At 66.0% G+C, this 22,746-nt stretch carries 24 protein-coding genes; 9 read left to right on the forward strand and 15 right to left on the reverse strand.

Annotated elements, in window-relative coordinates; genetic code table 11:
• The first annotated feature begins 138 nt into the window (after positions 1 to 138).
• Positions 139 to 813: a GntR family transcriptional regulator gene (locus KDC96_RS11115; protein ID WP_212448497.1), complete on the forward strand. Its 675-nt coding sequence runs from the start codon at positions 139 to 141 to the stop codon at positions 811 to 813.
• A gap of 6 nt (positions 814 to 819) precedes the next feature.
• Here KDC96_RS11115 and KDC96_RS11120 read toward each other — a convergent pair whose 3' ends face one another.
• Positions 820 to 2,001, reverse strand: coding sequence for a CaiB/BaiF CoA-transferase family protein (locus KDC96_RS11120; RefSeq protein ID WP_212448498.1), 1,182 nt, complete (start codon positions 1,999 to 2,001; stop codon positions 820 to 822).
• Positions 2,002 to 2,189: 188 nt separating this feature from the next.
• On the opposite strand from KDC96_RS11120, the gene KDC96_RS11125 reads away from it, so the two are divergent.
• The 3 genes from KDC96_RS11125 to KDC96_RS11135 are packed head-to-tail and all read left to right on the forward strand — an operon-like array spanning position 2,190 to position 7,091.
• On the forward strand, positions 2,190 to 3,098 hold the full coding sequence (locus KDC96_RS11125) for a hydroxymethylglutaryl-CoA lyase (RefSeq protein WP_212448499.1): 909 nt from the start codon (positions 2,190 to 2,192) through the stop codon (positions 3,096 to 3,098).
• A 30-nt stretch (positions 3,099 to 3,128) separates the two neighbouring features.
• On the forward strand, positions 3,129 to 5,186 hold the full coding sequence (locus KDC96_RS11130) for a hydantoinase/oxoprolinase family protein (RefSeq protein WP_212448500.1): 2,058 nt from the start codon (positions 3,129 to 3,131) through the stop codon (positions 5,184 to 5,186).
• A 3-nt stretch (positions 5,187 to 5,189) separates the two neighbouring features.
• Positions 5,190 to 7,091, forward strand: coding sequence for a hydantoinase B/oxoprolinase family protein (locus KDC96_RS11135; RefSeq protein ID WP_212448501.1), 1,902 nt, complete (start codon positions 5,190 to 5,192; stop codon positions 7,089 to 7,091).
• A gap of 5 nt (positions 7,092 to 7,096) precedes the next feature.
• On the opposite strand, the gene KDC96_RS11140 is transcribed toward KDC96_RS11135, so the two are convergent.
• Complete coding sequence (locus KDC96_RS11140; protein ID WP_212448502.1) at positions 7,097 to 7,837, reverse strand: hypothetical protein; 741 nt, start codon at positions 7,835 to 7,837, stop codon at positions 7,097 to 7,099.
• A gap of 57 nt (positions 7,838 to 7,894) precedes the next feature.
• On the opposite strand from KDC96_RS11140, the gene KDC96_RS11145 reads away from it, so the two are divergent.
• The 4 genes from KDC96_RS11145 to KDC96_RS11160 are packed head-to-tail and all read left to right on the forward strand — an operon-like array spanning position 7,895 to position 10,608.
• Positions 7,895 to 8,548: a hypothetical protein gene (locus KDC96_RS11145; protein ID WP_212448503.1), complete on the forward strand. Its 654-nt coding sequence runs from the start codon at positions 7,895 to 7,897 to the stop codon at positions 8,546 to 8,548.
• A complete protein-coding gene (locus tag KDC96_RS11150; protein ID WP_212448504.1) occupies positions 8,545 to 9,522 on the forward strand; it encodes a quinone oxidoreductase in 978 nt (325 codons plus the stop codon). The genes KDC96_RS11145 and KDC96_RS11150 overlap by 4 nt, the downstream gene beginning before the upstream one ends.
• Before the next feature lie 10 nt (positions 9,523 to 9,532).
• Positions 9,533 to 10,027: a DUF4440 domain-containing protein gene (locus tag KDC96_RS11155; RefSeq protein ID WP_212448505.1), complete on the forward strand. Its 495-nt coding sequence runs from the start codon at positions 9,533 to 9,535 to the stop codon at positions 10,025 to 10,027.
• Positions 10,024 to 10,608: a carboxymuconolactone decarboxylase family protein gene (locus tag KDC96_RS11160; protein ID WP_212448506.1), complete on the forward strand. Its 585-nt coding sequence runs from the start codon at positions 10,024 to 10,026 to the stop codon at positions 10,606 to 10,608. Before KDC96_RS11155 ends, KDC96_RS11160 begins: the two co-directional genes overlap by 4 nt.
• 10 nt (positions 10,609 to 10,618) lie before the next feature.
• Here the strand turns inward: KDC96_RS11160 and KDC96_RS11165 are convergent, their stop codons facing one another.
• From KDC96_RS11165 to KDC96_RS11210, 11 genes are read right to left on the reverse strand one after another with little or no spacing between them, the layout of a single operon-like run.
• Positions 10,619 to 10,924: a YciI family protein gene (locus KDC96_RS11165; RefSeq protein WP_212448507.1), complete on the reverse strand. Its 306-nt coding sequence runs from the start codon at positions 10,922 to 10,924 to the stop codon at positions 10,619 to 10,621.
• Positions 10,924 to 11,823, reverse strand: coding sequence for a hypothetical protein (locus tag KDC96_RS11170; RefSeq protein WP_212448508.1), 900 nt, complete (start codon positions 11,821 to 11,823; stop codon positions 10,924 to 10,926). Before KDC96_RS11170 ends, KDC96_RS11165 begins: the two co-directional genes overlap by 1 nt.
• The gene (locus KDC96_RS11175; RefSeq protein WP_212448509.1) at positions 11,820 to 12,575 is read right to left on the reverse strand and encodes an enoyl-CoA hydratase/isomerase family protein; all 756 of its coding nucleotides are present in this window, start codon (positions 12,573 to 12,575) and stop codon (positions 11,820 to 11,822) included. Before KDC96_RS11175 ends, KDC96_RS11170 begins: the two co-directional genes overlap by 4 nt.
• Positions 12,572 to 12,868: a hypothetical protein gene (locus KDC96_RS16455; RefSeq protein WP_249171765.1), complete on the reverse strand. Its 297-nt coding sequence runs from the start codon at positions 12,866 to 12,868 to the stop codon at positions 12,572 to 12,574. The genes KDC96_RS11175 and KDC96_RS16455 overlap by 4 nt, the downstream gene beginning before the upstream one ends.
• Positions 12,829 to 13,458 (reverse strand): polysaccharide deacetylase family protein, encoded by a 630-nt coding sequence (locus tag KDC96_RS11180; RefSeq protein ID WP_249171766.1) that lies wholly within the window; start codon positions 13,456 to 13,458, stop codon positions 12,829 to 12,831. The genes KDC96_RS16455 and KDC96_RS11180 overlap by 40 nt, the downstream gene beginning before the upstream one ends.
• Positions 13,458 to 14,258, reverse strand: a complete 801-nt coding sequence (locus KDC96_RS11185) for an SDR family NAD(P)-dependent oxidoreductase (protein WP_212448510.1) — start codon at positions 14,256 to 14,258, stop codon at positions 13,458 to 13,460. The genes KDC96_RS11180 and KDC96_RS11185 overlap by 1 nt, the downstream gene beginning before the upstream one ends.
• Position 14,259: 1 nt before the next feature.
• Positions 14,260 to 14,568, reverse strand: coding sequence for an REDY-like protein HapK (locus KDC96_RS11190; RefSeq protein WP_212448511.1), 309 nt, complete (start codon positions 14,566 to 14,568; stop codon positions 14,260 to 14,262).
• Positions 14,559 to 15,734, reverse strand: a complete 1,176-nt coding sequence (locus KDC96_RS11195) for an amidase (RefSeq protein WP_212448512.1) — start codon at positions 15,732 to 15,734, stop codon at positions 14,559 to 14,561. Before KDC96_RS11195 ends, KDC96_RS11190 begins: the two co-directional genes overlap by 10 nt.
• On the reverse strand, positions 15,731 to 17,098 hold the full coding sequence (locus tag KDC96_RS11200) for a phenylacetate--CoA ligase family protein (RefSeq protein ID WP_212448513.1): 1,368 nt from the start codon (positions 17,096 to 17,098) through the stop codon (positions 15,731 to 15,733). Before KDC96_RS11200 ends, KDC96_RS11195 begins: the two co-directional genes overlap by 4 nt.
• Complete coding sequence (locus KDC96_RS11205; RefSeq protein WP_212448514.1) at positions 17,095 to 18,378, reverse strand: MmgE/PrpD family protein; 1,284 nt, start codon at positions 18,376 to 18,378, stop codon at positions 17,095 to 17,097. Before KDC96_RS11205 ends, KDC96_RS11200 begins: the two co-directional genes overlap by 4 nt.
• Entirely contained in the window at positions 18,375 to 19,604 is a 1,230-nt protein-coding gene (locus KDC96_RS11210; RefSeq protein WP_212448515.1) for an MmgE/PrpD family protein, read from the reverse strand. The genes KDC96_RS11205 and KDC96_RS11210 overlap by 4 nt, the downstream gene beginning before the upstream one ends.
• A 41-nt stretch (positions 19,605 to 19,645) precedes the next feature.
• Between KDC96_RS11210 and KDC96_RS11215 the strand changes: the two genes are divergently transcribed.
• Positions 19,646 to 20,404, forward strand: coding sequence for a GntR family transcriptional regulator (locus KDC96_RS11215; RefSeq protein ID WP_249171767.1), 759 nt, complete (start codon positions 19,646 to 19,648; stop codon positions 20,402 to 20,404).
• A gap of 8 nt (positions 20,405 to 20,412) precedes the next feature.
• Here KDC96_RS11215 and KDC96_RS11220 read toward each other — a convergent pair whose 3' ends face one another.
• Together KDC96_RS11220 and KDC96_RS11225 are read right to left on the reverse strand one after the other, a co-directional pair.
• On the reverse strand, positions 20,413 to 21,513 hold the full coding sequence (locus KDC96_RS11220; protein ID WP_212448516.1) for a CaiB/BaiF CoA-transferase family protein: 1,101 nt from the start codon (positions 21,511 to 21,513) through the stop codon (positions 20,413 to 20,415).
• Between the two features lie 5 nt (positions 21,514 to 21,518).
• On the reverse strand, positions 21,519 to 22,736 hold the full coding sequence (locus tag KDC96_RS11225) for a CaiB/BaiF CoA-transferase family protein (protein ID WP_212448517.1): 1,218 nt from the start codon (positions 22,734 to 22,736) through the stop codon (positions 21,519 to 21,521).
• Positions 22,737 to 22,746 lie beyond the last annotated feature (10 nt).

Here is a 22,746-nt window from a genome sequence, read left to right on the forward strand (position 1 = left end):
GCGTCAAGGAAAATTGGTAGCTGTTGGAAATAAGCTTTCGCGGCGGATGGGATTGATGATTTCTGGTGACACTCGGCAATGGTCAGGCGTCGGTTCGGACCGGTCAGGCCCCCTTCAGCCCGCTTTGAGCACCCTTCAGTGACGCGCGCCTCGGACGCCGCCTATGCGCGCATTCGCGACTTCCTGCTGGGCGGCAACGTGCGGCCCGGCGACCAGCTGACCGAAGAGCAATTGTCCGAAATCGCCGGGGTCAGCCGCACCCCGGTGCGCGAAGCGATGCGGCGGCTCGAAGGCGAAATGCTGCTGGTGCGCAGCCCGTCCAAGCGGATCTTCGTCGCCGACTGGTCGCGCGACGATATCGACGAGATGTTCACGCTACGGCAGATGCTCGAAGGGCACGCCGCCGAACGCGCGGCGCGGCGCCTCGGCCCGGCAGAAATCGACCGGCTGGAAACGGTCAATCGCGAGCTTCACGATGCCGTCGAGCGCTCACCGCCCGACATCAACCGCTTTCTCGATGCCAATCGCGTGTTTCACCAGATCATCACCGACGCCGCGCATTCGCCGCGGCTTGCGCAGGTGCTGGCGATGCTGGTCGAAGCGCCGGTGGTGCTGCGCACCGCGCGGCATTACTCGACGGAGGACCTGAAGCAATCGGCGCGCGATCACGACGAGCTGATCGCGGCCTTTCGCGCGGGAGATCCGGGGTGGGCCAAAGCCGTCATGGGCAGTCACTTGCGCCGCGCTTTCCATACCTTCGCCGACGCGGCAGAGAGCGCCGCCAACGACGATCCGGCACAGGCGGCGGAATAGCCGGCGTCAGATAATGCCGCGCTGTTCCAGGTCGGAGCGCTGCGCCGAATCCATTCCCAGCAGCGCGCCGTAGATTTCTTCGTTGTGCTGCCCGAGCTCGGGGCCGACCCATTCGATCTCTCCCGGTGTCTCCGACAGTTTCGGCGCGACGTTCTGCATCCTGAAGTTCTCGTGGCGCGGATGCGGCAGCGCGACGATCGCTTCGCGCGCAGCGAAATGCGGGTCTTCGAGCATCTCCGGCGCGCGGTAGATATTGCCCGCCGGTACGCCATGTTCTTCACACAGATCAAGCACTTGTTTGCTGGTCAGCTGGCTCGTCCACTCGCCGATCAACTGATCCAGCTCGGCCTGGCGCTCGCCGCGCGCGACGTGGCTGTTGTAGCGCGGATCGTCGCCCAGCTCGGGCATCCCCATCATCGTCGCCATGCGTTTCCACACGCTGTCCTGGTTGCCCGCGACAAGCACGCTGCCATCGCTGGTGGGATAGACGTTGGACGGTGCGATCTTGGGCAGGATCGAGCCGGTGCGCTCGCGGATGTGCCCGGTCACGGTGTATTCGGGCACAGTCGATTCCATCATCGCCAGCACCGCCTCGTAGATCGCCGAATCGACCACCTGGCCCTTGCCGGTCTTGTGCCGATGCTCGAGCGCCATCAGGGCGCCGAGGCAGGCATAGGTCGCCGCCAGGCTGTCGCCGATCGAAAGCCCGGCGCGGCTCGGCGGGCGGTCGGGCTCGCCGGCGACATAGCGCATCCCGCCCATCGCCTCGCCGATCCCGCCATAACCGGCACGGCTCGAATAGGGGCCGGTCTGGCCATAGCCCGAGACGCGGATCATGATCAGCGCCTCGTTGAGCGCGTGCAGTTCGTCCCAGCCGAGATTCCAGCGTTCGAGCGTGCCGGGGCGAAAATTCTCGAGCAGGAAATCGGCCTTGGCGACCAGTTGCCTGGCGATCGCCTGGCCTTCCTTCTCGCGCAGGTTGAGCGTGATCGATTTCTTGTTGCGCGCGACCACCGAGAACCACAGCGGGATGCCCTGCCCCCAATTGCGCATCGCATCGCCGATCCCGGGCGGCTCGATCTTGATCACCTCCGCGCCGTGATCCGCCATCAGCTGCCCGCAAAACGGCCCGGCGATGAGTTGCCCCATCTCGATGAGCCGCAATCCGTCGAGCGCACCCTGAGCCATGTCGAAGCCTTTCCGATTCGCCAGATCCTCACCGCCGTGCCCAAGGGGTGCTGAAAGCATCCCAGAAGGGGCTGAACGCCGCAGAGAGGACCGCAAGGGACGCCGGGCCTATACGCATTGGATTTGCATTTGTATACAATTTGCGTATCACGCGCTCATTCCTCGAAAGATTCGAGAGCCCGACAGACATGACCCGCAACAGCATCGAACTGGTCGAAGTCGGCCCGCGCGACGGGCTCCAGAACGAGCCCGATATCGTGCCGAGCGCCGACAAGATCGCGCTGATCGAGCGCATGATCGGCTATGGCGCGCGACGGCTCGAGGTCGCAAGCTTCGTGCATCCGGGCCGGGTGCCGCAAATGGCCGATGCCGAGGATGTGATCGCCGGCCTGCCCGATCGCGACGACGTTACCTACATCGGCCTCACGCTCAACAAGCGCGGCGTGCTGCGCGCGTTGGCCACCCGCGACAACGGGAAGCGCGGTATCGATCAGGCGGGCTGCGTGCTCGTCGCCAGCGACACCTTCGGGCAGAAGAACCAGGGCCAGACCATCGCGGAGGGCATCGCCGAGAACCGCGCCATGCTCCGCTTCGCCAAGGCCGAGGGATTGAGCGCGCAAGTCACGATCTCGGCCGCGTTCGGCTGCCCGTTCGAAGGCGAGGTGAAGCCCGATACCGTGCTCGCCATCGCCGAGGAAATGGCGGCCGAAGACCCCGCCGAAATCGCGCTCGCCGACACGATCGGCGTCGGCGTGCCCGCGCAGGTCGAGGAGCTGTTCGGCAGGCTCGGCGAATTGCTCGGCGGACGCATTCCGATGCGCTGCCATTTTCACGACACGCGCGGCACGGGGATCGCCAATGCCTGGGCCGCCTATGGCGCGGGCGTGCGCACGTTCGATGCGAGCCTTGGCGGGCTGGGCGGATGTCCGTTCGCACCCAAAGCTACGGGAAATATCGCGACCGAGGACCTGATCTACATGATGGAGCGTTCAGGTATCGAAACCGGAGTCGATCTCGAAGCGGTGATTGCCGCCAATCGCGGCTTTGCCGCAAAGCTGGGCCGCGAATTGCCATCGCGCGTGGCGCGCGCCGCGTAGCGACAACCGGTTGAGGAGCTGGGAGACCATATGACCTACAGAATGGGCGTCGATGTCGGCGGCACGTTCACCGACCTGCTGCTTTTCGACGAGGACACCGGGAACTTCTGGCGGCACAAGACCCCGTCGACCCCGCACGACAGCTCCGAGGGAATCCTCAACGGGGTGAAGGCAATCACCGAGGAGGCCGGAGTGTCGGCGGAGGATATTGCCTATTTCCTGCACGGCACCACGGTCGCGACCAACGCCGTGCTCGAAGGCAAGGGCGCCAAGGTCGGGCTGGTCACCACGCAGGGCTATCGCGACATCATGCAGATCGCGCGCAGCTATGTCCCCGGCGGGCTTGCGGCGTGGATCGTGTGGCCCAAGCCGCAGCCGCTCGCGCATCTCGAAGACACGGTCGAAGTACCCGGCCGGATGGACGCCGACGGCAACGAAGTCGCCCCGCTCGACGAGGATGAAGTCCGCGCTGCGCTGCGCAAGCTCAAGGCGAACGGGGTCGAGGCGGTCACGGTCAGTCTTATCAACGCCTACGTCAATGGCGCGCACGAGCAGCGTATCGGCGAAATCGTCGCCGAGGAGCTGCCCGGCCTGCCAGTCTCGCTGAGCCATGAAGTGCTGCCCGAAATGCAGGAATACGAGCGAACGCTCTCGACTGTCGCCAACGCCGCCGTCCGCCCGGTGGTCAGCAAATACGTGTCCAGCCTGCGCGAAAAGCTTGAAGAGCAGGGTCTGAAGGGGCGGCTGTCGCTGCTGCGCTCGGATGGCGGGCTGATGAGCAGCCAGAAGGCGGAAGAGCATCCGGTCAACATCTTGATGTCCGGCCCGGCTGGCGGGGTGACCGGCGCGCTGTGGGTGGCCAAGAATGCGGGTCTCACCAACATCCTGACGCTCGATGTCGGCGGCACCTCGACCGATGTCGCGCTGATCGAACGGCTGGAACCGCGCCGCCAGCGCACCACCGAAGTCGGCCACCTCTCGGTGCGCGCCTCCGCGCTCGACGTGAAGACCGTGGGCGCGGGCGGCGGTTCGATCGCGCACGTGCCCGAATTGACCAAGGCGCTGCGCGTCGGCCCGGAAAGCGCCGGCGCGGTGCCCGGCCCGGTCGCCTATGGCAAGGGCGGCGAGCTGCCGACCGTGACCGACGCGAATGTCGTGCTCGGCTACCTGCCCGAAGACCTGCTCGGCGGCAGCTTCCACCTCGATCGCGAGGGCGCGAAAAAGGCCGTGCAGACCGTGGCCGACGCGCTCGGCGTGGGTCTGATGGAGGCCGCGCGCGGGATCATCGACATCGTCAACGAGAACATGTTCGGCGCATTGCGGATGATCTCGGTTCAGCAGGGCTACGACCCGCGCGAATTCGCACTGATGGGCTTTGGCGGCGCGGGGCCGCTGCACGTCAATGCCGTAGCAAAGCTGATGGGCAGCTGGCCTGCGGTCTCACCCGTCTCGCCCGGCGTGCTGTGCGCGCTGGGCGATGCCACCACCCGGATGCGGACCGAGACCGCGCGCAGCTTCTCGCGGCTGGCGCGCGATACCTCGGTCGCCGATCTCACCACGGTGCTCGACGAGATGGCCGGGCAGACGCGCGGCGAGCTGCTCGCCGATGGCGTGCCCGAAGACCAGATCACCAGCCAGTTCGAGGTCGATATCCGCTATGCCGGGCAGGCTTTCGAAGTGCCGCTCACGATCGACGCGGGAGTACTCGACCGGGACGGGATCGAAGGCATCCTCTCCCGCTTCGACGAGGAGCACCGGCGGCTGTTCACCTTTAACATGGATACGCCGCACGAGATCGTGAACCTGCGCGCAGTCGCACTCGGCCAGGCGCCGGGGCTGCCCGCCGCCGAACTGCCCGAAGGCGACGGCGATCCCTCCGCCGCGAAGATCCGCGATCATACCTTGTGGATGGACGGACGCGAGCAAGCGGCGGTGATCTACGACCGCAGCAGGCTGCGACAGGGCGACACGATCCACGGCCCCGCGATCATTACCGAGATGGATTCGACCACGCTGGTCGAAAGTGGCTGCGCCGCGAGCGTCGACAGGGTCGGCAACATCCTCATCAATCTCGTGCAGGAGGCCTGAGACATGCCCGCACAAATCGTCCAGACCAACGACACCCCATTCGAGACGATCGAGATCGATCCGGTCACGCTCGACATCATCGAAAACGCCCTGCGCAACGCCCGGATCGAAATGGACGCGACGCTGGTGCGCACCGCGATGTCGCCCGGCATCCGCGAACAGGGCGACGCCTTCCCGCTGATCGCCGATCCGGCGGGCAAGATGATCGTCGGCCAGTTCGGCAGCTTCATCGACGGGTTCCTGAAACAGTTCGACGGAACGATCGAAGATGGCGACATGATCTTCCTCTCCGATCCCTATTCCTGCGACGGCGCGGTGAGCCATTCGAACGACTGGCTGGTGCTGCTGCCGGTGTTCAAGGACGGCCGCCTGATCGCCTACACCGCGATGTTCGGGCACCAGTCCGATATCGGCGGCTCGGTCCCCGGATCGATGCCGATCGGTGCGTCGAGCATCTTCGAGGAAGGGGTGCGCATCCCGCCGGTGAAGATCTGGAAAAGGGGCGAATACAACGACGACCTGATGAAGCTCGTGATGCACCAGACGCGCAAGCCCGACTGGTGCCAGGCCGATCTCAACGCGCTGATCGCCAGCTGCCGCGTCGCTTCGCGCCGCGTGATCGAGATGGCCGAGCGGTTCGGCGACGACGTCTACGTTTCGGCGACGCAGGAACTGCTCGCGCGCAACCACCGCGCAATGAAGGCGCTGCTGCTGCAGGCGGTGGGCGAAAACCCGGTCAGCTTCGAGGATTTCGTTTGCGACGACGGCAAGGGCTTCGGCCCGTACAAGATCAAGTGCTCGATGTGGCGCGAAGGCGAAACCGTGATCCTCGATTTCGACGGCACCGACCCGCAGAGCGCCGCTTCGATCAATTTCTTCCTCAACGAGAACATGTTCAAGATGTTTTTCGGCATCTACATGATCATGGTCTTCGACCCGCAGATCCTGTTCAACGACGGGTTCTACGACCTGATCGAAGTCCGCATTCCCGAAGGCTCGCTGCTCAAGCCGCAGTTCCCCGCCGCGCTGTCGGGCCGCACCCATGCGCTGGGCCGGATCTTCGACATCCTTGGCGGATTGCTGGGCCAGGGCACGCCCGAATTCCTCAACGCCGCCGGGTTCTCATCGTCGCCGCACCTGTTCTATTCGGGCTGGGACAACCGGCCCGCCAAAGGGGGCGAATGGTTCCAGCTGTTCCAGATCGGCTTTGGCGGCATTCCCGGCAGGCCGCTGGGCGACGGGCCGGACGGGCATTCGCTATGGCCGGGCTTTACCAACGTGCCCAACGAGTTCCTCGAACGCTATTTCCCGCTCAGGATCGAGCGCTATTCGACCGAACCCGACAGCGGCGGCGCGGGGCTGCATCGCGGGGGCAACGGCATCCACATGACCTACCGCTTCCTCGCCGATGGGGAAATCGCGATCCACGACGATCGCTGGTTCGTGCCGCCGTGGGGCGTCAATGGCGGGCATCCGGGCAAGCGCGCGAGGAAGGTGCTCGAACGCGCCGATGGTTCGACCAAGATCGTCGGCAACAAGATCGAGGACGTTCCGGTCAAGGCGGGAGACCTGCTGCACTACATCACCTGGGGTGGCGGCGGCTGGGGCGATCCGCTGGAGCGCGATCCCGAAACCGTCGCGCTCGAGATCCGGCAGGGCCTCGTCACACCCGAAGGCGCGCGCGATTACGGCGTGGTCGCCGATGCCGAGGGCACGGTGGACACCGCGGCCACCGACACACTGCGCGGCGAGATGAAGGCGAAACGCGGCGAGCTGCCGTTGTTCGACTATGGACCCGGAATCGAGGAACTGCGCGCACGCTGCGAGGAGGAGACCGGTCTGCCCGCTCCCAAGCAGCCCGAATGGAACGGCGACACGGTTCGGCTCGCCGAAGCGGCGGAGTAGGAGAGCTACTCTACAGGCGGAGCAAAGATCGCCGGGTCGATCGGTTCGCCGACGCGGGTTTCGGTCCACCGCACTATGTTGCTGACGGTCCCGTCGTAAAGCAGGGTTACCGAGCGCGCCTGGACCCAGCCGTTGTCGAGCTTCACGAAGTCATCGTAGAGCCGCTCGTGCCAGCCGCGCGGGGACCGGAACGCCAGATAGCGGATGAAGCCGCTTTCCGCATCGAATCCGAACAGAGTCGCCGATCCCTGCGGGTCGATCACCCGGACCAGATCGACCGCACGACCGCCGATCTCGCGCGGTGGCGCGCTTTCCAGCGTGAAGCCTTCGCCGAGCGCGGAGCGGATGATCCCGAAGCCGAAATTGCTCGCCCAGAACGCATCGGCCTCCGCCTTGGGCACGATTCCGCGCTCGTTCCACGTGGTCTCGCCATCGTATCCGACTTCGAAGAGGATCCGCTCGCCCGCCTTCGCTGTGATGCGCACCTTCCCTTCGGCCCCGTGGGCGGAATCGCGATCGGGGTTCATCACGCGCCACATGCGGTAGTCATCGGCGTGACTGCGCGGTGCGGTGCCATCGGGCGCAAAGAAGGTCGCTTCACCCGAAAGGGTCAGTGTGCCGGGCTCCAGCCAGACGTTGCCGCCATGCGCCGCGACACCCCGTTCGACGATGTCGCGCGGGGTCGGAGGTTCGTCCGCCGCAACCGGTCCGCCCAGCGCAACCAGAATGCCAGTCACAAAGACCATCCAACGCCGCATTGTGCCCTCCCGAATTTGTCCGGACATCTTTCCAACCATGAGGGCGTGGTCTACGCAAGTGCGATGATCATTTCGCTCAGGTCCGTCGCGCTCGCCCTGCTCGCTTTCGCCGCACCCGCTATCGCGCAGGACAGCCTGCCGCCGGGCATCTGGACCAACACCGAAGACGTCTATTTCGCCGAAGAGGAAGGTCGCGAGCGTCATGCGTGGGTCGGATACGAGGTTGCCGAGGATGGCAGCTGGCGCGTCATCGACGCGTTCGGCCAACCGCAAGGCGAATTCTCGGACGCGCCGATCCCCAACCTCTCGCGGCGAGGGGAGGGTTCGGGCTGGCAGGTGTTCGACAGCGAATTGCGCAAGGCCGAGCGGTTCTCCTGCTGGATCTCGGTCCGCAAGTTTGCGGGCAAGCCCGATGGCAGCGACGACTGGTCTTTCGTGCACGGTCTCGACACCTTCGACCAGGGCGGGCGCGTGCGGGTGCCCGGCAAGGGCGAAGCCCCCGACGTCACGTTCCGCCTGCGCAATGTCACCTGGGCCAGGGGCAGCCGCAACCGCCCCTCGCTGGTGCTTTACGTTCACAAGCAGGATCCGGAGCGCGCCGAAAGCTACAGCTGGGCCTCGCCCGATGCCGCGCTGATCGGGATCAACCTGCGCTGGGTGCAGGGCAGTTGCAGCCGGATCGAGGAGGATGAGCAATGACGCTGACACGCGCACAAATCGCGCAGCATGGCGGTCCCGAGGTGATCGATTGGGTCGAGGACGGCATTCCCGCTCCCGGCCCCGGCGAAGTGTTGATCGAGCATAGCGCGATCGGCCTCAACTTCATCGATACCTATCACCGCACCGGGCTCTATCCGGTCGAACTGCCAAGCGGCCTCGGGCTCGAAGCGGCAGGAACCATCGCCGCGTTGGGTGAAGACGTCCACGACTACGCGGTGGGCGATCGCGTCGCTTACATGGGGCCGGGGCTCGGTGCCTATGCGACCCACCGGGTCATGCCCGCCTCGGCAATGTTCAGGCTTCCCGACGCCATCACGAACGAAATCGCCGCCGCCGCGATCCTCAAGGCCGCGACGGTCGAGGGACTCGTCGATCGCTGCGCCGACGTGCAGCCGGGCGACACCGTGCTGGTCCACGCCGCCGCCGGGGGCGTCGGGCTGATCATGGTGCAATGGCTCAAGGCGATCGGCGCGCAGGTGATCGGAACCGTGTCGACCGAAGCCAAGGAGCAGCATGCACGCGAGGCGGGCTGCGATCATGTCATCCGCTACACCGAGACAGAGATCGCGCCGCAAGTGCGCGAGATCACCGGCGGCGCCGGGGTGCCGGTGGTATTCGACGGGGTCGGCAAGGATACCTTCCTGGCGTCGCTCGACAGTCTCGCCCCGCGCGGGCTGCTGGTCAGCTACGGCAATGCCAGCGGACCGGTCGAGAATGTCAATCTCGGCATCCTCGCCCAGAAAGGCTCACTGTTCGTCACCCGCCCGACCCTGTTCCACTATTACGCGACTCCCGAGGAACGCGGCGCCGGGATGGCGCGCGTGTGGGACATGATCGGCAGCGGCAAGGTCCGAATAGAAATCGGCCAAACCTACGCCCTGACCGACGCCGCGCAGGCGCACCGCGATCTCGCGGCGCGCAAGACCACCGGTTCGACAATCCTGATCCCCTGAGGAGCCTGTCATGCAAAGACTGCTGATCCCGCTCGCCGCACTGGCGCTGACCGCATGCACCACCATGGAAGCCCCGCTCGCTGCCACCCCGACCAACGAGCAATCGGCGGAAGGGCTGGTGGAGGCTGGCGAACGCTGGCGGGTACTCTACGAGGCCGGCGAGTGGGAGACGTTGCGCACGCTCTACACCGATGATGCGGTGCTGATGACGCAGGGCCAGCCGAAGATCGAAGGCGCCGACGCGATCCTCGCCTTCCTCCAGCGTCTGTCGCAATCGGGCGCCGAGGTGTCGTTCCGGTTCGAGCCGGAAGAGGCGCTGGTCGAGAACGGGCTGGGTTTCGTCACCGCCAGATATCGCATGGACATCGCCTTCGCCGGGCGCGACCCGGTCGTTGTCGCGGGGCGATCGCTGCTGGTCTACAAATGGCAGGACGGCATGTGGAAGCTGTGGCGCGACATCGACAACCTTGCGCCCGACGCGACGGCCGAAGACTTCGAGCAATGACCCGGATCGCGCCGAAAGACCCGGCCGAAGCGCTGGGCGGAAAAGAGGCCGCCGAGTTTGCCCGCCGGATGATGGGCTATATCCCCAATTCGGTGCTGACGATGGCGCACTGGCCCGAATTGCTCGACGCGTTTCGCGGCCTCGTCAGCGTGATTTACGGCCAGAGCCGACTCGACAACGGGTTCAAACGGCTGATCGGCCACGCCGCGAGCCTTGCCGCCGGGTGCCGCTATTGCCAGGCGCATACCGGGCACGGCGCGATCGAGCAGGGGATCGACCCGGCCAAGCTGGAGGCGCTTTACGACTTCGAGAATTCGGAACTGATTTCGGATGCCGAACGCGCCGCGCTTTCGCTCGCCTTCGCCGCCGGTGCACAGCCCAATGCCGCCACCGATGCCCATTTCGAACGTCTTCGGGCACATTTCGACGAGCGCGAGCAGGTCGAGATCATGGCGGTGATCGCGATGTTCGGGTTTCTCAACCGCTGGAACGACACGCTCGCGACCAGCCTCGAAGCCGAACCGGGCGACTTCGCGGAATCGATTCTCAGTTCACGAGGTTGGGACCGCGGCGCGCACTAGCGCGGGCGCGCTATTTCTTCCACGCTGCGCCGTCGACCCAGTCGCCCGCCACGCCAAGGAATTCGCTGGTGCGGATCGATTGCCACACGCCCGCATCGAAATAGGGGTCGGCCTCGAACTTGGCGCGCGCTTCGGCTTCGTCGTCGGCCTTGATCACCAACAGCGAACCGATCGTCTCGTCGCCCCGCTTGAGCGGCCCGGCGACCGCGTAATCGTCGATATGCGCCTCGATATGGGCGAGGTGCTCGGCCAGCAGGCGCTCGCGCATCCTCGGCGCGTGTTCCCCGTCCTGGCAATAGAAGCAATAGAGCGGCATCAGCCGACCTCTACGCATTCGACCAGCTCGCCGCCAGCCCCGATTGTCGTGGCCGCGCGGCGGCCTTCGTAGAGCACGCCTCCGTGAACCTGGGGTGGTGTCAGCCAATCCCCATCGCACGCGTCGAGATCGCGCACCGCCAGCGTGACCAGCGCGTTTCCCGGCGGCAGCATCCCCTCGTGGCGCGCACGTGCGGATGCGTTCTCCGGATAATCGTCGACCTCGACGATCGGCATCCGGCCATGGCTGACCATCGTGATCGTCGTCTGCGTCTCGGGCGGCAGGCCGAACGCGTCGTTGATCATGCTGTAGGGCAGCGTGTAGTCGGCCCCGCGTACCAGCCCCAGCCGATCGCAATACCACGCGATGCTGTCTTCGCGGCTCGGGGTCGCCAGCACGACGATGAAGATCCGGTCGACCGGCGATCCGGCGCGCGGCAGATCGGTATCGGGCAGGTCGCCGAGCACCTGGTTGAGGTAGATCATCTCGCGCCCCGGCCCCAGCGCCTGCATCGGGATAAAGGCGGGCTCGATGTTCTCGAGCACCTTGGGCGGACCGACGATCTCGAACAGGTCGGGAGGCAGCGCCTCGGGCCAATGCCACACATCCGCGACCGTGGTCTCGAACGCGGCCCAGCCATAGGTGGTGGTCGGCTTAAAGTCGGAATGCGCTGGCTGCTCAACCAGCCGGAACCAGCACGGCGCGCCGCTTGTGGGCCGCAGCACCGCATAGGGCGAACCGGCATTGGCGGGGCAATCCCAGCTTGCGGCGAGATCATGCGCCAGCTCGCCCTGCTCGACCAGCTCGAGGCCGAGCACATCGCGATAGGCGGCGAGCCCCTGCGCGAGATCGGGCAAGGTAGAGAGCCCGCCCAAGATGGTTCCGTGGGGGATCGTCATTTGCCGAACTCCGGTTTGCGTTTTTCCACGAAGGCGCGGGTCCCTTCGAGGAAGTCCTTGCCCGTAAACGCCTCGGCAAAGATCCGCAGGGTCTCGGCGTCGTCCTCCGTCTGACCGTCGAGCACACGGCGCACGAAGCGCTTGGTCTCGCGGATCGAATGCGGACTGGCGGCGAGGATCGCGTCGACCAGTTCGGCAGGATGGTCGGCGACCATTTCGACCAGCCCGATCCGCTGCGCTTCGGCGGCCTCGATCAGGTTGCCGGTGTAGAGAATGCGCCTGGCCTGCCCCGGCCCGACGAGGTCGGTCAACAGCTTCACATCGTGCAGCGGGTAGACGAGGCCGAGCTTGGCCGGGGTGATCCCGAACCGCGCCGCCGGGGTCGCGACCCGCAGGTCGCAGGCGAGCGCGATCCCGCAGCCTCCGCCGATGCAGTCACCCTCGATGAACGCCAGCGTCGGCAACGGATGGCGCGCAAGCTCGTATTGCACGCGGTTGATTGCCGCCTGGTTCCTGGCGCGCCAATCCGCATCGTCCTTGTTGGCCAGCAATTCCTTGATATCCGCCCCGGCGCAGAACGGGCCGCTCACCGCCGCACGCACCACCAGCAGACGCAGTTCGCTGTTGCGCGCCGCCTGGTCGAGCAGGCCCGGCAGCGCTTCCCACATCGCCATGTCGAAGGCGTTGCGCTTGTCGGCGCGGTCGATCAGCAGCTGCGCGATCCGGCCTTCGGTCTCGAGCCGCAGGTTCATGCCGGGTGGGTCGCGATGAAGTGATCGGCGATCGCCTTGCGGGTCGTCACCCACACGCCCTTGTGCCGGCGGACGTGGCGGAAGAATTCCTCCAGCGCCCAGATCCGTCCGGGCCGACCGATGATCCGCAGATGCAGGCCGAGGCTCATCATCTTCGGGTTACCCTCCTCGCCCTCGCGATAGACCTGATCGAAGTTCGCCTTGGCATAATCGAGCCATTGATGCGGGGTGAGCGCCGGATCGGTCCACATCTTCATGTCGTTGTTGTCGAGCTGGTAGGGGACGATGCACATCGGCTTGTCTTTGGGGGCTTGCCGGGACCGGTACCCCGATCCCAGAACGGCACGTCGCCGCTGTAATCGTCCATGTGATAGGTGAAGCCCTCCTCAGACAGCAGCCGCCGGGTGTTGTCGGTGAGGAGGTAGCGGCTGAGCCAGCCGTAGGGTCGCACGCCGCAGGTCTTCTCGATACTGGTCACTGCCTTGCGGATAAAGTCGCGCTCCTCGTCCTCGTCCATCTTGAACTGGTGCACCCAGCGCCAGCCGTGGCTCACCGGCTCGTGGCCGAGGTCCACGATCGCCTCGGCGATTTCGGGATGGTTCTCGAGGCTCAACGCCGCGACGGTCCAGCTGGCCGTGATGTCGTATTGCCAGAGCAGCTTGACGATCCGCGGCGCGCCGGCCTTGATACCGTAGAGGTAGTTGGATTCGTTCGAGTAATTGCGCATCTTGGACTTCACGAACACGCCCAACTCGTCGACCGGTTCCATCCCGCGATCGCCGCGCGCGATGGTCATCTCGCTGCCTTCCTCGACATTGACGACGACCGACAGAGCCATTCTGGCGTTGTCGGGCCAGTCGATACGTTCCTCGGTAAGCGGCATCAGTGCATTTCCTCCCCGCCCGAAATGTTGAGCGCCTCTCCGGTAACATAGAAGGCCTCGTCGCTCGCCAGCCACAGGCACGCCGCCGCCGTATCGGACGGCAGGCCCGGTCGGCCCATCGGGTTTTTCGCGCTCATGTTGGCGAGATATTCTTCCACCGTGCCGAAGCCGAGCAGCTTCGAGAAATACTCGTTCTGCTTGGCGCCCAGCCCGGTGGTGACATGATTGGGGCACACCGCGTTGACCGTGATCCCGTGCGCGCCCAGTTCCACCGCCGAGGCGCGGGTCAGCCCCACCATGCCGTGTTTCGAGGAAACATAGGCGGGCAGGTGCGGAAAGCCGGTCTTGGCGGCCTGCGAAGCGATGTTGATGATCCGTCCGCCCTTGCCCGCCTCAACCATCGCGCGCGCCGCCGCCTGCGTGCAGTAGAACGCGCCCGAAAGGTTGACCGCGATCACCTGGTCCCATTCGTCGGCGGTGTCGACCTCGAGCAGCGGCTTCATCTTGAAGCCGATCCCGGCGTTGTTGACGAACACGTCGACGCCGCCGAAATGCTCCTTTGCCGCTGCGACGAGCGCCTGGCACTGATCGGCCCTCGACACATCGCAAGCAACCGTCGCAACCTTGGCACCGCGCCCACGCAAGTCTTCGGCGACGGTGTCGGCTTCGGCATCGATCGTCAGGTCGGAAACGATGCAGTTTGCGCCTTCATCGGCGAATGCCCGCAAGATCCCTTGCCCGAGCCCCTTCTGCTTGCCCGATCCGGTTACAATGATGGTTTTGCCGGTGAATTTTCCCACCTCACAAATCCTCGGTCAGGATGAATTGCGGGCCGTCGGCATAGTCCTGGAACGGCGCGGCCTTGGCCTGGAACTCGGGGTCCGACACATCGGCGATGAAGGCATCCATGTCGGTTATGTCGAGCACCTCGAAATAGGCGTAGGGCGGTGTCGCATCCGGGTCGCCGAACAGGCCGGTCGCCTTGTGCACGGTAAAGCTTGTGACCGAAGGCAGCGCGCTGGCGGTCGGGATGTCCTTGTCCTTCGCCCACGCTTCGTATTCGGCGATGTCGGTACCGGGCTTGAGGTTGAACGGAACGATTATTCGCATGTCGTTTCTCCCATGGCTGCGGGCGCACGATAGGCGCCGAGATTGTCGTCAAGTTGGCGGGCGAGCGCAAACAGCCCCGCTTCCGAGCCGGCCGCACCAACCATCTGCACACCGATGGGCAGGCCGTCCGTGGTCCAACCGGCCGGAATACTGATCGCGGGCAGCCCCGCGATGTTGGCGAGACAGGTGAAGTCCGCCTGCGCCGCCGGTTCGGGTTCGGCATGCGGGAAAGGCGGGTTGGGCACGGTCGGCAGGATCAGGAAGCCGTGCTTGCGAACGATGTGCTGGACCTCAAGCTGCGCCTGGTTGAGAACATCCATGTCCACCGCCAGTTTCCGCTCGCCCCGGTTCGGGCCGTAGGTCAGCAGGTCTTGCAGGTGCGGGGATAGCCCTTCGACACCGGCCAGGTCGGCAGCCATCGTGTGCGAAACGCGGATGAAACCGGCAAACCGGATTCGCGAGTTGCTCTCGCTCAACCGCTGTTCGGAAGGGCGATGAGGCAGCGCCGACAGCGCGCTTTCGAAGACCGCCGCGACCTCCGGATCGATATCCACGCCGTGTTCCACCAGTGTTGCACCGGCTCCCGACAAATCCCCATCGCCGAAATCCGAGATCGCCCTTCCAACCCGCTCCAGCGTATCAAGATCGAGCGCCAGCGGACCGATCGCATCGAGCGTGGGATCGGCGGGGATCAAACCATCCTGGCTCACCCGGTCGGTCGCAGGCTTGAAGCCGTAGACCCCGCAATGCGCCGCCGGGATCCGCACCGAGCCCATCGTGTCGGTGCCCAGCGCCGCGTCGCACAGGCCCGCCGCGACCGCCGCGCCGCTGCCTCCGGAGGAGCCGCCGGGCGAGTATCCGTGCCGATGCGGATTATGGGTCGGGCCGAAATGCGGATTATCGGTCTTCGCGCCGAGCGCACCCTCTTCCATGTTGGTGATGCCGACAATCGCCGCGCCCGCCTCGCGCAGCCGCCGCACCACTTCGGCGTCGCGCTCGGCCTGCCGATCCTTCCATGCGACCAGCCCGGCGTGGAACGGCATCCCCTCCACCGCAATATTGGCCTTTACGCCGATCGCCATTCCCGCGAGCGGTCCCTCGCCGCCGGTTGCGTGCTCGTCGCGGTAGAGAAAGGCGTTGTAGGGATCGAGCATGGCTATGGTCACACACCCCGTTCGTCGATCAGGCGCAGCGGCTTTTGCCGCGTGTCGATTTCGGTCGCCTTGGCCGTGCCGCCGGGCTCGCACAGCACCACGTCTACCTCGACGCCGAGCCCCTGCTTGAGCGTCTCCGCCAGCGCCGCCGCATCGGTCCCGCCGCGGCTTTCGAGCGTGACCGTCATGTGGTCCTTCTGCTGCGCGTCGCGCCGCAGGTGGCAGACATACTCGCCGGTGAGGTCGCTGCGGTTCTCGATGATCGCGCCGATCGCGTGCGGGAAGACGTTGATCCCGCGCAGCTTGACCATGTTGTCGCTGCGCCCCTTGAAGCCCGCGATCCGCTTGAACGCGATCTCCCCGCGCCCATCCAGTTCATGCGTGATATCGTGGGTGTTGAACCGGATGCAGGGCGCGATGTCGTCCTTGTAGAGGCAGGTGACCACCATGTCCCCGGTCTCGCCCTTCGCCACCGGAGCGCCGCTGTCGATATCGAGCAGTTCGAGATATTGCGCATCTTCCCAGACGTACATGCCGTCGCGCTCCGGCCCCTCGCCCGCGATCGAGCCGGTGTCGCCGACGCCGTACCAGTCGTATGCCTTCGCGCCGTGCCACGCGGCCTCGGTGCTGGCGCGGTCCTCGGTCCCGAGATGGCCGATGATCATGCGGATATCGATCCTGTCGAACAGCCCTTCGGCCTCGGCGGTTTCGGCGAGCTTGCGGACGTAATCCACAAAGCCGACGATGCAGGTCACGCCGAAATCGGCCATCAGCCGCACCTGGTTGACGCTGCGGGTCTCGATCCCCGTTCCAGCGCTCAGGAACACGCTGTTGGTGAAGTGCGTCACCGCTTCGCGGATATAGTGCCCGCCATTGATCATGCCGTGGCCATAGACCGAATGGACAACATCGGTCGGCTCGAGCCCCATCCAGCGATACATCCGCCCGACCAGCAAATTGCCGACCTCGCGCCCCTTCGGCCCGAACATCAGCGTCTGCGGCTTGCCAGTCGTACCGCTGGTGGTGTGAAATATTGTCGGCGGGCGGGTTTCAGGCGCACCCATGCCGTGAAAATCGCCATAGGGCGGATGCTCGGCGATCGATGCCATCAGGTCGCTCTTGTCGTAGACCGGCAGTCTGGTGATGTCCGCAAGGCCGCGAATATCGCCTGGCTCGATCCCCTGTGCCCCCCATAGGCGCCGATAGAACGGCACCTGCCAGCCGCGCTCCATCAAGCGCCGAAATTGCTTATCCTGAATCGCGAATAGCTCGTCGCGTGACATCGATGCATAGCGCGCGGTGAAGGCATCGCCGATCGGGTAATCGTCGAGCAACTGCTTGTGATCGAGCGCTTCGAAATAGGTCGGGTAGGTCATTGCGGGTCCGTGAAATAGGCGAGAGGGTCGTCGAATATGCGCGGGTCGGCATCATCAGGGGCGAGTTCGCGGGCGAGCGTACGCTTTGCCTCGGCCTGCGTGTCGGAAAGCGGGCTTTGCGGACTGCCCAGCGTGTGCGGAACCTCGACGACGATGTGCCCATCGCGCAGTTCGACCACCATTTCCTGAGGGCTCAGCGCGTTGGGATCTGCATTGTCGTCGAGACGGATGGAGATACGTCCCGCGAGTTCGGCGAGTTCGCGATCGGCAAAGGTTTCGGGTGTGAAGCGGCGCGGGTCGATCAACCCGTCGCGGATCGTCAAAGCGCCGAGGAACTGCCCGCACAGCCGGGCATAGGCCGGGGTCATCTCGACCTTGAAGGGGCGCCCGATGAGGCGGTGGACCAGCGGCGGCACCTTCATCGAGAGTGATTTGACGTCGGGCGGTCTGAGAGACAGATCCTGGATTGCAGCGACCAGGGCATGGCTCGCCCGGCCGGAGGGGAACGGCTTTACGCTCACCTCGCTGATCCGCCAGATGTTGCCGAGATCCCTGGTGTAGCGCGACAAGTCGCCGCTATCGAACAGCTTGAAATAGCCGAACTCGCCCTCCAGCGGGTCTTTCGGGCCTGGGAACCCCGCCTTCGCAAGGTCGCTGGCGGTCACCGCCGCGCGCGCGGCATTGGCGATCTGGAACGGCAGCGTCGCCAGCCCCTCGACATGCGCCTGCATCGTCCCGGCGGCGGACGAGTAAGCGATGCCGAGCGCCTCATCCATCGGCGCACCATCGATCCGCGCCACCGCCAGCGCCGCGCCGATCACTCCTGCGGTCGCGGGACGGAAAAAGGTGAGCGCGCTGTCGGCGGCAAGGCCCAGACCCGCAGCGACATCGACGCCGACCGCCAGAGCGATCAACGCTTCCTCAGGGTCGCAGCCGCCCTTGCGGTCGATCGCCGCACCGAGCGCTGCGACCACCGTGCTGAGCGCATGAACCACCGCAGGCTCATGCACCGCGTCCCATTCGAGGCTGTGGATGCGATATCCGTTGACGAATGCCGCGCCGGGCGCGGGCAGGCGTTCGTCGCTGCCGACCACCCGCGACTCCTCGCCGGACCCCATCGCACGCGCCGCCGCCAGTATCGCATCCGCGCCCGGAGCCGTCGCCCCTGCCGCGCCGACCGCCAGCGTGTCGCTGAGCAAGCGCACCGCATCGGCGCGCACGGCTTCGGACAAGGCGTGATCCGCCGCCGCGAATTCCAGCAGGTCCGCAGTCGCGCTCACCGGATCCACTCCTCGAGCATCGCGTCGATTGCTTCGGGATCGTGCTCGTGCAGCGCCAGCGACACCGCCTTGCTCGCCTCGCCTTCGGGCAGGCCGCCCCAGCGCGCGAGGCTGTGCATCTTGGCGATCAGTTCTTTCTCGCCGATCGGGCGCTCCGGATCACCGCGCGTATCGAGCAGTTCGAACCCGTTGACCCGTGCGCCGAAATGCGCCGGATAGCGTGCGGTGATCGCCGGGTCCTCGCTTACCGAAACCTGCTTTCGAAGAGGCGCCAGCGCCGCGATGGCCTCCTCGGTGAAGTCCTCCGGCTCGGCCTTGCGTCCATCGGCCACCACCGCGACCGCGTGCTGGAGCGAGAACTTGGCCTCGAGCTCGGTCGCCGGTTCGGGCCGGTCGCAGAAGGTCAGCGCGTCGCGGAAGGTCTCGACCGTAAAGGGCGGCTCCAGCTTGCCCGCCGCGCGCAATTCCAGCGCCGCGTCGATGGCCGGATGCGCATGGCGGCAGGCGGCGAACGGCTTGAAGCTCACCGTGTCGATCAGCCAGCGCTCACCGTTCGACGCCAGATCGCCGGGTTGTTCGGTCATGGCGGCGAACAATCCCTGCGGCCCTTCGAGAACCGCCTGCGGCCCGGTCGCGCCGTAATGCACGTGCAGCGCCGCATCGCGCCCGGTGCGCACCGCGTGGTAGATATGCCATTGCTTGGTCAGCACATTCGCATCGTGCCGCATGTGCCACAGCCCGCCCGCGACCGATCCCGCGTTGCCCAGCGCGTTGGCGTATTCGACCGGCGCGAAGCCGAGCAGCGAGCCGAATGCCGTGCAGGCTCCGAGCACGCCCATGGTCGCGGTCGGGTGCCAGTGCGCGTAATGATGCGCATCGAACGCCGCCCCGATAGCAATCATCGCCTCGTAACCGCGCACAGCCGCATCGAGCCGCGCGTCCATGCCGGCGCTCGGCAGGCTCATCGCGGCAGGCCACACCACCGGGCCCGGATGGAGCAGCGCGGTGCGGTGGACGTCGTCCATCTCGAGCACGTTGCCGAGATAGGTGGCGCGCTCCCAGCCCTTCAGCGAGATCGCCCCGCCCAGCTCGCCCGCCTCGCTGCGCCGCCCGCCCGCTACGCAGGCGAGCCAGTCGAGCAGGTGGAGACGTGCCCGCGCACGCTCGCTTTTCCCGACCGGGCGCGCTAATGTCTGGACAAACTTGGCAAGCAGCGGGTCGCTCACACCATCGCTCCGTGTTTGCCCGTGGGACGATGGAGCAGGTATTGGCGAGCAAGCCGCACAACAGCAAGAAGCCTGCGCGCACACCGCGTTACCTGCAGCTGGCGGGCGAATTGCGCGAGGCGATCCTTGCGGGCGATTTCGCCGGCGGCAAGCAGTTTCCGACCGAAACCGTCCTGTGCAAGCGCTTCGACGTCAGCCGCTTCACCGTGCGCGAGGCGCTGCGGCGGCTCGAAGCCGAGGGCCTGATCCAGCGCAAGCGCGGATCGGGCACCACCGTGCAGCCGGCGGCCGCGCGCGGCGGAGCGTTGCACCAGCCGCTGTCCAATGTCGGCGAGCTGCTGCAATATGCGCGCGACAGCGAGGTGAGCTACGCCGCGAGTGAATGCGGGGCGCTGCCCGAGCAGGTGGCGGAACAGATCGGCGATCCCACCGACGGCGAATGGAGGTGTTTTCGCGGGGTGCGCCGCCACGCCGACGATGCCCTGCCGATCGCGGTGACAGACGCCTATTTTCACGAATTGCTCGGCGATGCGGTCGACCAGCTCGATCTCGATGCGGGCACCCTGTTCAGCCAGATCGAAACGCTCGCGGGCGTTCGGATCGGCAAGGTCACGCAGGACATTCAGGCGATCGCTGCCGACGCGCCGACCGCCGATGCGCTCGAAGTCGAGGAAGGCAGCCCGGTGCTGCGCATCCTGCGCTGCTACTTCGATCCCGACGGGCGCATTTTCGAGATTTCGGTGAGCCATCACCCCGGCGATCGTTTCGCCTACGCGATGCATATCGACGTCGAGGGGTAGGCACCCGCTCATCCGTCGCGCTCGCCCAGCTCCGGCACCGCGCCGGGATGCCATTCCTCCCCGGCAAAGCGGATCGCGGGCGCGATGTGCCGCCCGCCGCCTGCGCTTTCGACCCACAAGCCACGCTCGGCGACATGCGGCTCGTTCAGCGCTTCGCGGAAATCGAGCACCGGCGAGAAGGCGACGTCCTTGTCGGCGAACCATTGCACCCACTCGTCGCGGGTCTTCGTCGCGAAGGTCGCTTGCAGGAAGGCGATGAGCTCGCCCTGTTCGCCCGCTTCGCGCTCGGCGTGGGGGATGAGATCCTCTCGCCCCATCGCGGTTAGCAGGTTGCGCGCGAACTTAATTTCTCGCCCGCCCAGCACGACGTGCTTGCCGTCACTGGTTCGATAGACCTGGTAAAACCCGGCCCCGCCGAGCGAGCGCTGCCGCGCGGAAACCGGGCTTTCTCCGCCGGCTATCGCGCTGCCAGCCGTGTGCGCGCACCACGGCAGCAGGCTGTCGAACATCGCGCAGTCGATATAGGCACCTTCGCCGGTCCGCTCGCGTCCAACCAGCGCCATCAGCACTGCCGACAGCGCAGTCAGGCCCGCGGCGAGGTCCGCGCTCGGCGCGCCGGGAACCACGGGCGCACCATCCGGCCCGTCATTGACCGCGAGGAACCCGGCCAGCGCCTGCACCGCCATGTCGTGCGCGGGATGGTGCGCCAGCGCACCCTCCTGACCGAAAGCGGAAATCGAGCAATAGACGATATCGGGCCTGATCGCCTTCACCGCCGCATAGTCGAAGCCGAGCCGTGCCATCACGCCGGGCCGGAACCCTTCGACGAAGACGTCAGCGCTGGCGATCAGCTCGCGCAGCGCTGCCTTGCCTCCATCGCTCTTCAGGTCGAGCACCACGCTGCTCTTGCCGCGATTGAGGTTCGCAAACCACACCGAATGCTCGGCATCGCCATAGGTATCGAATGGGGCCTGTTCGCGCGCCGGATCGCCGTGGGCGGGTTCGACCTTGATCACCTCCGCCCCCTGATCGGCCATCATCACCGTCATCATCGGACCCGGCAGGAATTGCGTGAGGTCGACGACCCTGATGCCCGACAGCTTGCCCATTGCGCTCAGACGACCCCGCCCGCACGCAGCCGCGCGATGTCGCCAGAATCGTAACCGAGCTCTTCGAGCAGCGCTTCGCTGTCCGCTCCCAGCAGCGGCGCGGCGCGATTGGGCGGGCGCTGGCCATCGAACTTGAGCGGGCTGGCGAGCACCTTCAGCTGCGAATTGTCGGGATGCGCGACCTCGTCCCGCATCCCGATCTCGTCCAGCCACGGATTGTCGAGCGCATCGGCCAGCGTATAGACCGGCGCGACCGGCACGTGACCGGCGAGCAGCTCCTGCCAATGCGCCATCGGGGCCTTGGAGAATTCCTCGTCGAGCAGCCGGGTCAGCTCCTCGCGATACGCAAGGCGACCGGCATTGTCGGCGAAGCGCGGATCGTCCTTCAGGTCTTCGCGCCCCATCCGCGTCGTCAGGATATCCCAGAACTTGGGCAGCTGGCACATCACGAACATCCATCCGTCGGACGCGCGGAACATCTGGCTGGGCGTGGCGGTCGGATGCGCGCTGCGCGGCGTGCGCTGGGTCTCGTCGCCGTGGTTCATGTACCACAGCGCGGGATAGCTGGTCTGGTGCAGCGCGGCGGAGAGCAGATCGGTGTCGACATCGCGCCCCTTGCCGCTGCGCTGCGCATCGACCAGCGCGCCTAGCAGACCGATGCAGAAGATCGTGCCGGTGATGAAATCGACCATCGACAGGCCCATGCGCTGCGGCTCGCCGCCGGGTTCGCCGGTCACCTGGCAATAGCCCGCTTCGGCCTGCATCAGATAGTCGTAGCCCGGCCACTTGGTGCGCGCATTGTCGCGGCCATAGGCGGAGAGGTGCGCGCACACGATCGCCGGATTGACAGCTTCGAGCGCGGCGTAATCGAGCCCCAACCGAGCGGGCAGGTCACCGCGCATGTTGTTGGCGACGACGTGGCTGGTGGCGACCAGCTTGTGCAGGATTGCTTGCCCCTCGTCGCTGTTGAGGTCGAGCGTCAGCGAGCGCTTGTTGAGGTTGAAGCTCTGGAAATACGTGCTCTCGCCCTCGCGCAGGAAGTGCGGCCCGACGGCGCGCGCCGTGTCTCCTGCACCACGGCGCTTGCCGTCGGGCTCCGCCTTGCCCGGCGGTTCGATCTTGATCACCTCCGCACCCATCTGGGCGAGGAACATCGTGCCATAGGGGCCCGCGCCGTATTGCTCGGCGCTTATGACGCGGAATCCCTTGAGCGGCAGGTGCATGCGCGCACCC

Source organism: Erythrobacter sp. JK5 (assembly GCF_018205975.1).
In the GTDB taxonomy this organism is placed as follows: Bacteria; Pseudomonadota; Alphaproteobacteria; order Sphingomonadales; family Sphingomonadaceae; genus Erythrobacter.